Source organism: Sphingobium sp. ba1 (assembly GCF_000743655.1).
Classification (GTDB): Bacteria; Pseudomonadota; Alphaproteobacteria; order Sphingomonadales; family Sphingomonadaceae; genus Sphingobium.
Map to the genome: position 1 here is coordinate 3142159 of NZ_JPPQ01000069.1, position 8738 is coordinate 3150896.

The 8738-nt window shown below is 65.2% G+C and carries 7 protein-coding genes; 3 read left to right on the forward strand and 4 right to left on the reverse strand.

The window, feature by feature from the left end; translation table 11 throughout:
• Positions 1-860 (forward strand): methylenetetrahydrofolate--tRNA-(uracil(54)-C(5))-methyltransferase (FADH(2)-oxidizing) TrmFO (gene trmFO / locus IL54_RS18490; RefSeq protein ID WP_037479269.1); only part of this gene is annotated, 860 nt, incomplete at its 5' end.
• Positions 861-864: 4 nt separating this feature from the next.
• On the opposite strand, the gene IL54_RS18495 is transcribed toward trmFO, so the two are convergent.
• Entirely contained in the window at positions 865-1335 is a 471-nt protein-coding gene (locus IL54_RS18495; protein ID WP_037479272.1) for an Lrp/AsnC family transcriptional regulator, read from the reverse strand.
• A 94-nt stretch (positions 1336-1429) separates the two neighbouring features.
• Here IL54_RS18495 and phhA point away from each other — a divergent pair, with 94 nt between their 5' ends.
• Both phhA and hppD read left to right on the forward strand, forming a co-directional pair.
• Complete coding sequence (phhA, locus tag IL54_RS18500; RefSeq protein WP_037477603.1) at positions 1430-2302, forward strand: phenylalanine 4-monooxygenase; 873 nt, start codon at positions 1430-1432, stop codon at positions 2300-2302.
• On the forward strand, positions 2299-3342 hold the full coding sequence (hppD, locus tag IL54_RS18505; protein WP_037477604.1) for a 4-hydroxyphenylpyruvate dioxygenase: 1044 nt from the start codon (positions 2299-2301) through the stop codon (positions 3340-3342). Before phhA ends, hppD begins: the two co-directional genes overlap by 4 nt.
• A 171-nt stretch (positions 3343-3513) precedes the next feature.
• Here hppD and IL54_RS18510 read toward each other — a convergent pair whose 3' ends face one another.
• The 3 genes from IL54_RS18510 to IL54_RS18520 all read right to left on the reverse strand — a co-directional run.
• Positions 3514-6726, reverse strand: a complete 3213-nt coding sequence (locus IL54_RS18510; RefSeq protein ID WP_037477605.1) for an efflux RND transporter permease subunit — start codon at positions 6724-6726, stop codon at positions 3514-3516.
• Between the two features lie 3 nt (positions 6727-6729).
• Positions 6730-7899, reverse strand: coding sequence for an efflux RND transporter periplasmic adaptor subunit (locus IL54_RS18515; protein WP_037477606.1), 1170 nt, complete (start codon positions 7897-7899; stop codon positions 6730-6732).
• Positions 7900-7903: 4 nt separating this feature from the next.
• Positions 7904-8738, reverse strand: an 835-nt coding sequence (locus IL54_RS18520) for a TolC family protein (protein WP_081913104.1), incomplete at its 5' end; no start/stop codon positions are given.

Genomic DNA, 8738 nt, shown 5'->3' on the forward strand with positions numbered 1-8738 from the left:
TCGACGCGATCGCGCCGGTCATCCACCATGACAGTATCGACATGGACCAGTGCTGGATGGCCAATCGCTGGGACAAGATCGGCCCCGGCGGCGGCGAGGGGAAGGATTATATCAACTGCCCGATGGACAAGGACCAATATCAGGCCTTCGTCCAGGGGCTGCTCGATGGCGAAAAGACCGAGTTCAAGGAGTGGGAGGCCAGCACCCCCTATTTCGAAGGCTGCATGCCGATCGAGGTGATGGCCTCGCGCGGGCCGGAAACGCTGCGCCATGGGCCGATGAAGCCGATGGGGCTGGACAATCCGCGCACCGGCCGCTGGCCCTATGCCGTGGTGCAGTTGCGGCAGGATAATGCGTCCGGCACGCTATGGAACATGGTCGGTTTCCAGACCAAGCTGAAACATGGCGCGCAGGTCGAACTGTTCCGCACCATCCCCGGCCTGCGGAACGCCGAGTTCGCGCGGCTGGGCGGACTGCATCGCAACACCTTCATCCAGTCGCCAAAGCTGCTCGACGCGACGCTGCGTCTCAAAAGCGCCCCGCATATCCGCTTCGCCGGGCAGATGACGGGGTGCGAAGGCTATGTCGAAAGCGCAGCGATCGGCCTCATCGCCGGGCGCTTCGCCGCGGCCGAACTACTGGGCCATACGCTGACGCCCCCGCCCGCCGACACGGCGCTCGGCGCGCTGCTCGGCCATGTAACGGGCAATGTCGCGACGGCCGACTATCAGCCGATGAACGTCAATTTCGGCCTGTTTCCGACGCTCGACGATGTGAAGAAAAAGCAGCGCAAGGAAGCCTACACCTCCCGCGCCCGCGCCTCCTTCGGCGCGTGGATGGGCGAGATGGCGATCGCCTGATGTGTCACACCGGCAAGGCGGTGGTATATTTGGTGGTCGACAGCGCAAAATGCGACGCGGCCCCCGCCACCGTCGGCTGGGCCAACAAAGTGTGCATCAAAAACTGGTTATAATCGGCGACGTCCGCCACCACGACCCGCAACAGATAGTCCCACTCGCCGGACATGGAAAAGCATTCGACGATTTCCGGGCAGGCATCGACAAAGGCTTCGAAAGCGCTGCGCGGTTCGCGGGCGTGGCTGCGCATGCGGATATTGCACAGCACATTGACCCCGCGATCGACCTTGGCGGGATCGACCAGCCGCACCGCACGGGTCAACACCCCCGCCGCCTCCAGCGCCTTGATCCGGCGCCAGCAGGACGCGGTCGATGCGCCGACCTGTTCGGCCAGTTGCGCATGGGGAATGGCGGCGTCGGCCTGCAATATGGCGATGATCCGCCGGTCGATCGCATCGATCTGATATTCCTGTTTCATATCTGGCCCATATATGATGAGATCATGTCCGATATTGCGCGGCAAAGCAGGATATTGAAACCCTTTTTCACTTGACCCATGCAATATTGTCGTCATGGCCCAAAACGACATAGAGCGCCCGCAAGGCACCGCCGAGGATTGGACGATCCCGCAGGATTGGGCCGCCTACACGCCGCAGGAACATGCGCTGTGGGACCGACTGTTCGCCCGTCAGGCGCAGATGCTCCCCGACCGCGCCGTGGCGGAGTTCATGGACGGTCTGGACGTGCTGCGGATGACTCGGCCGGGCATCCCCGATTTCGATGAGCTATCCGAACGGCTGATGAAGCTGACCGGCTGGCAGGTCGTCGCCGTCCCCGGCCTCGTCCCCGACCGGCTGTTCTTCGACCATCTCGCCAATCGCCGCTTCGTCGCCGGGCGCTTCCTGCGCACGCCCGACCAGATCGATTATCTGTCCGAACCCGACATTTTCCACGACGTCTTCGGCCACGTCCCCCTGCTCGCCAACCCCGCCTTCGCCGACTATATGCAGGCCTATGGCCAGGGCGGCCTGCGCGCTGATGGTCTGGGGGCGATCGACCGGCTGGCCCGGCTCTATTGGTACACCGTGGAGTTCGGCCTGCTCCGCCAGGGCGACGACCTCAAACTTTATGGCGCGGGCATCGTGTCGTCCCACGGCGAGTCCATCTACGCCCTGGACGATCCCTCCCCCAACCGGCTGGGCTTCGATCTCAAGCGGCTGATGCGCACCCGCTACCGCATCGACGATTATCAGCAGAGCTATTTCGTCATCGACAGTTTCGAGGATCTGCTGCGCCAGACGGTCGAGACCGACTTCGCCCCGCTCTACGCCCAATTGGACGGCCTGCCCGATCTCGACACCGACACCATCCTGCCGACCGACCGGGTCTTCACCCGCGGCACGCAGGCCTATGCCAAGATAAAAAAGGAAGAGGAGCCGCAATGACCGCGACGATCGACAATCCCCTGGGCCTCAACGGCTTTGAATTCGCCGAATTCACCTCGCCCGATCCGGCGGCGATGGCGGCGCAATTCGAGCAACTGGGCTTCGTGCCGACGCACCGTCATCCGACCAAGAATATCACCCGCTACAAGCAGGGCCGCATCAACCTGATGCTCAACCGCGACGATGCCGGACGCGTCGCTGCCTTTCGCGGGGTCCATGGTCCCTCCGCCAGCGCCATGGCCTTCCGCGTTGCCGATCCGCAGGCCGCGATGCGCTGGGCGCTCGACCATGGCGCGCAGGCGACCGAAGAGGATGACACGGTGATCCAGGGCATCGGCGGCTCCTATCTCTATTTCATGCCCGATGGCCAAGACCCCTATGCCGACTGGGCCGAATTCGCCGGCTGGCGGGAAGCGGAGGCGCAGAATAATGTCGGGCTCGACCTGCTCGACCATCTGACCCACAATGTCCGGCGCGGTCAGATGCAGGTGTGGAGCGAATTCTACCGCACCCTCTTTGGTTTCGAGGAGCAGAAATTCTTCGACATCAAGGGCAAGGCAACCGGCCTCACCAGCCAGGCGATGATCGCGCCCGACCGGGCGATCCGCATCCCGCTGAACGAGAGCCAGGACGATAACAGCCAGATCGAGGAGTTCATCCGCGACTATCATGGCGAGGGCATCCAGCATCTCGCCCTCACCACCGACAATATCTACGACACGGTCGAGAAATTGCGGGCGCGCGGCGTGCGGTTGCAGGATACGATCGAGACCTATTACGACCTGGTCGACAGCCGCGTCCCCGGCCATGGCGAGGATCTCGACCGGCTGCGCGCCAACCGCATCCTGATCGACGGCAGCGTAGAGACGGGAGAGGGCATCTTGCTACAGATCTTCACCGAAAATATGTTCGGCCCGATCTTCTTCGAAATCATCCAGCGCAAGGGCAATGACGGTTTCGGCAACGGTAATTTCCAGGCCTTGTTCGAAAGCATCGAACTCGACCAGATACGGCGCGGCGTCGTGTCGGTCGATGCCTGAACGCGACAGGGGGCGGCACCACCGCCCCCTGTTTTGGCATTAGCCGTTATGACTTGTAGATTACGCAAAGTCCGTTCGTGCTGAGTAGAGACTGAGCTTGTCGAAGGCTCGTATCGAAGCATCTGCGTCTGGCCCAATCCTTCGATACGTCATCTCGACTTCGCTCAATGACTACTCAGGACGAACGGGTTTGAACAATGTCGTCACACTCGAAGCCCGCCGCCCGCCAAAGCGCGCATAAAGCGTCGGCAGCACGAACAGGGTCAGCAGCGTCGCCGACACCAGCCCGCCGATCACCACCGTCGCCAGCGGCTTCTGCACCTCCGCCCCCGACCCGGTCGCCAGCGCCATCGGCACGAAGCCGAGCGATGCGACCAGCGCGGTCATCACCACCGGCCGCAGGCGACGCATCGCCCCCTGCTCGGCCGCCCGCGCCCGCTCCATGCCCTGCCCGATCAGCTCCTGGATAGCCGTGACCATCACCAGCCCGTTGAGCACCGCAATGCCCGACAGCGCGATGAAGCCCACCGCCGCCGATACGGAAAAGGGCATGCCCCGCAGGAACAGCGCCAGCACGCCCCCCACCAGCGCCAACGGCACGCCGGTAAAGACGATCATCGCGTCCCGCACATTGCCCAATGCTCCGTAGAGCAGCAGCAAAATCAGCACGAAACAGGCAGGCACCACCAGCAACAGCCGATCCCGCGCAGACGCCAGATTTTCGAACTGCCCACCCCATTCGAGATAGGCCCCCGCCGGCAAGCGCATATCGGATGCGATCTCCGCCTGTGCATCCGCCACCACGCTCGCGACGTCGCGCCCGCGCACATTGGCCTGCACGACGATGCGGCGCTTGCCATTTTCGCGGCTGATCTGGTTGGGACCAGTCGTCACCGCGATCTCCGCCACGCTTGCCAGCGACACGAAGGCGCCATCAGGCGTCGGCACGGGAATCTGCCCCACCGCCTCGATATCGGCCCGCTGCGTATCGTCGAGCCGGATCGTCACCGCAAAGCGCCGATCCCCCTCGAAGATCATGCCCGCATCGCGCCCGCCGATCGCAGCAGCCACCACATCCTGCACCGCCTTGGCCGACAGGCCCATCGCCGCCAGCGCCTCACGCCGAGGCCGGATGTCCAGCATCGGCAGCCCCTCGGTCTGCTCGACCCGCACATCCACCGCGCCTTCCGTCCGCCGCAGGATCGTCGCGACCTGATTGGCGGTGCGGGCCATCGCGTCGGCATCGTCGCCAAACACTTTGACCGCCACGTCACCGCGCACGCCCGCAATCAGTTCGTTGAACCGCATCTGGATCGGCTGGCTGATTTCAAAGGCATTGCCGGGCAGCACCGCCAGCTTCTTCTCGACCGCTTCGACCAGTTCCGCCTTGGGCAATTTCGGGTCGGGCCATTCCGCACGCGGCTTCATGATGATGAACGTGTCCGAGATATTGGGCGGCATCGGGTCTGATGCCAGTTCCGCCGTCCCCGTCTTAGAAAAGACGAAGCGGACCTGCGGCAATGTGGCGATCGCCTTTTCGACATCGAACTGCATCGCCTGGCTTTGTTCGACCGACGTGCCCGGTATCCGCAGCAATTGCGCGGTCATGTCGCCCTCGTCCAGTTGCGGCAGAAACTCCTGCCCCAGCGTCAGGAACGCGCCGATCGCCAGGACGAATGCCGCCACCGCGACGCCCATGGTCCGCGTCGGCCGCTGCATCGCCTTGTCGAGGCCGGGTTCATAGCGGGTCTTGAGCCAGCCCATGATCCGCCCCTCCTTCTCCTCCACCGGCTTCGACAACAGCACCGCGAGCAGGGCCGGCACGAAAGTCAGCGACAGAATGAAGGCGCAGACCAGCGCCAGGATGACCGTCAGCGCCATCGGCGTGAAGGTCTTGCCCTCGATCCCCGTCAGCGTCAGCAGCGGCACATAAACGAGGATGATGATCGCCTGGCCATAGACCGACGGCCGGATCATCTCCCGCGCTGCGCCCACGACCACGGCCAGCCGCTCGTCCAGCGTCAGCACCCGGCCTTCGCGATGTTGCCCTTCGGCGATCCGCCGCAACGCATGTTCGACAATGATGACCGCGCCATCGACGATCAGGCCGAAGTCGAGCGCGCCCAGGCTCATGAGGTTGGCCGACACGCCCCCCTGCAACATACCGAAACTGGTCATCAACATGGTGATCGGGATGACCAACGCCGCGATCAGCGCCGCACGGAAATTACCCAGCAGCACGAACAGGACGACGACGACCAGCAACGCGCCTTCGGCCAAATTCTTGGCCACCGTATTGATGGTCGAATGGACGAGCGCGGTGCGGTCCAGTACCGGCTGGACGATGACGTCGGTAGGCAGGGAGGCGTTGATTTCCTCCAGCCGCCGGGCGACCGCCGATGCCACGGTGCGGCTATTCTCGCCGACCCGCATGACCGCCGTGCCGACCACGACCTCGCGCCCGTCTTCGGAGGCCGACCCCATGCGGATCGCCTGTCCCGTCCTGACCGTGGCGACCTGGCTCAGCAGGATCGGCACGCCCTCGCGCGTCGCGATCACGGTGCGGGACAGATCCTCCGCCCCGGTCAGCCGCGCATCGGATCGCACCGCCAGCCCCTCGCCATTGCGATCGACCACGCCCGCACCGACCGCATTGTTGTTTTCCTCCAGCGCCCGCGCCAGATCGTCGATGCCGATCCGCAACGCCGCCAGCCGCGCCAGATCGGGCACGACCTGAAATTGCTTCACATAGCCGCCGATCGAATCGACCCCGGCCAGGCCCGGCGTGTTCTTGAGCAGCGGCGCGACGATCCAGTCCTGCGCGGTGCGCAGATAGGTCGCCTGATCCGCCTGGCTCACCAGCCGCTCGCCCTCCGGCGTGATATAGCTGCCATCGGGTTGCAGCCCCGGCTCACCCGGATCATGCTGGTCATCCTTGCGATGGGCGAGGTGGACGGTCCACATATAGACCTCGCCCAGTCCCGTGGCGATCGGCCCCATTTCCGGCGTCACACCCGCAGGCAGGCTTTCGGCCAGCCCTGCCAGCCGCTCATTCACCTGCTGCCGGGCGAAATAGATGTCGGTGGAATCGGTGAAGACGGCGGTGATCTGGGCAAAGCCGTTGCGGCTCAGCGAGCGACTATATTCCAGCCCCTCAATCCCAGACAGCGCGGTTTCGATGGGAAAGGCGACCTGTTTCTCGACCAGTTCGGGCGAGAGCGACGGCGCGCGGACATTGACCTGCACCTGGTTGTTGGTGATGTCGGGCACTGCATCGATGGGCAGGCGCTGGAGCGCCCAGCCGCCGATAAGGCAGGCGATGAGGGTCAGCAACAGCACCAGCCAGCGCCGCGCGACCGCGAATGTGACGATCCGGTCAATCATCGATCAATGCCCATGTTCCGCTTCGCCCTTGCCGAGTTCGGCCTTGAGCGTGAAACTGCCGGTGGCGGCGATCCGCTCGCCGCCTTTCAGTCCCTTGGTGACGATGACACGATCGCCGCTGACTGGTCCGAGGTCGACCGGAACCGCCTGAAACCCGGTGCGGGTTCGCACGAACACGCTGCTCTTGCCTTCGACCGTCTGCACCGCGATCTGCGGCACGGCGATGGCGCGCCCGCCATCCCTGGACGGCAGGTCGACGGCGGCGGTGACATTCTCGCCCACGCGCCATTGCCCGTCGCGATTGTCGATCGTGGCGATGACCGGGACCAGCCGGGTCTGCGCGTCGAGAATGGGCGAGACGAAGCTGATGCGTGCCTGCGCCGTGCGCCTTGGCGCGGTCACCGTGACCATGCCGCCCGGTCGCAAGGTTGCGGCATCGGCCGCCGACAGCGACAAGGTGACTGAGAGCTTGCCAAGATTGGCGACGCGATACAGTTCGGTATCGGCCGCTACCACCTGCCCCAGTGTCGCGCTGCGGCTGACGACTTGCCCGCCGATTGGCGATGGCAGGCTGATGCGGTTGAGGCCACCGCCGGCGCGGCCCGTCGCGGCCAGTTGCTGCTGCGCCAGCCGCAGCGCGATCCCCGCCTCGGTCGCGGTCGTGCGCGCCGCGATCAGATCCTGTTCGGGCGATACTTTTTCGGCAAACAGCCTTTGCTCCCGCCCCAAATTGCTGCGCGACAGCGCCAGCCGGGCGCGGGCCGCCTCGATCTCGCCCTGCATCTGTGCCGCCTCGCGGCTTTCGATCACCGCCAGCGGATCGCCCCGCCGTACCGCCTCGCCCAGATTGCGATGCAGCGCGACGATCCGTCCGCCGACCGCCGCCGTCACCACCTGCATGCCTTGCGGATCGGCCTCGATCGTCGCGGGCAGGCTTGCCGCCCCGCCCGATCCCGCCATGCCGACGGGCACCAGCAATATGCCCGCGCTACGGATCTGCGCTTCGGACAGGGTGATTGCCCCCTCCTCTTCCGCATGATCCTCCTCGCCTTCCTCATCATGCTCTTCGGCGTGACCCGCCTCATCATGCGCTTCGTTCTGCGGTGCCGTCTCGCCACAGGCGGCCAGTAGCAGGAACAGCGGCAAGGCCGCCGATAATGTCCATTGTCTCATCGGATCAATCTTTCACGAACAAGGATGCCGGGGCGACCAGCCGGTCGCGGCGCGCCGAAGCATCATGATAGGTGGCCAGCGCATCGATCGCGGCCATGCGGGTGTCGAGCAAAGTGCGTTCGGCTTCGATCAGGTCGATCTGCCCGAACTTGCCCTCGCGATAGCCGATGCGCGCGATCCGCGCCGCTTCCTGCGCGGCGGCAAGCGCCGGGCCACTGGCGATGCGCGCCGCGGTTTCGGCATTGGCGACCTCCGCGTCTGCCGAAGCGATGGCCTGGTCGAGCTGGATTTCGGTCATCCGCCGGGTCGCATCGGCGCGTTGCCGCTCGGCCCGCGCCTGCGCCTGCGCCGCGCCGCCATTGTCGAAGATCTGCAACGGAATGTTGATGCCCATCAGCATCGCTGTGTCGTTGCTGCCCGACAGGCGGCGAGGGCCAGCGAACAGTTGCAGGTCAGGCACGCGTTGCGCGCCCGCCAGCCGCACTTGGGCATCGGCCGTCGCCACATCGAGCGCGGCAGCGCGTGCGGTCAGCATGTCGCGCATCGCCGCCCGGTCAACCGGCCCGGCAACCGCCAACGTCTCGAACCAGCGCAGGTCCAGCGCACCGGCCACCGGCGCACCGATCATCCGGCCCAGATTGGCGCGGGCGACATTGGCCAGCCGCTCGGCTTGTTCCTGCGTCGCCTGCGCATTGAGATGCGCCAGTTCGGCCCGCTGCGCCTCCAATGGCGACGCCCGTCCCGCACGAACGCGAACCTGCGCCGAGCGCAGCGCTTCCGCCGCGATCGCGACCTGCCGCTGCGCGACCGTCGCTCGCTCCGCTGCCGAAACGGCGGTG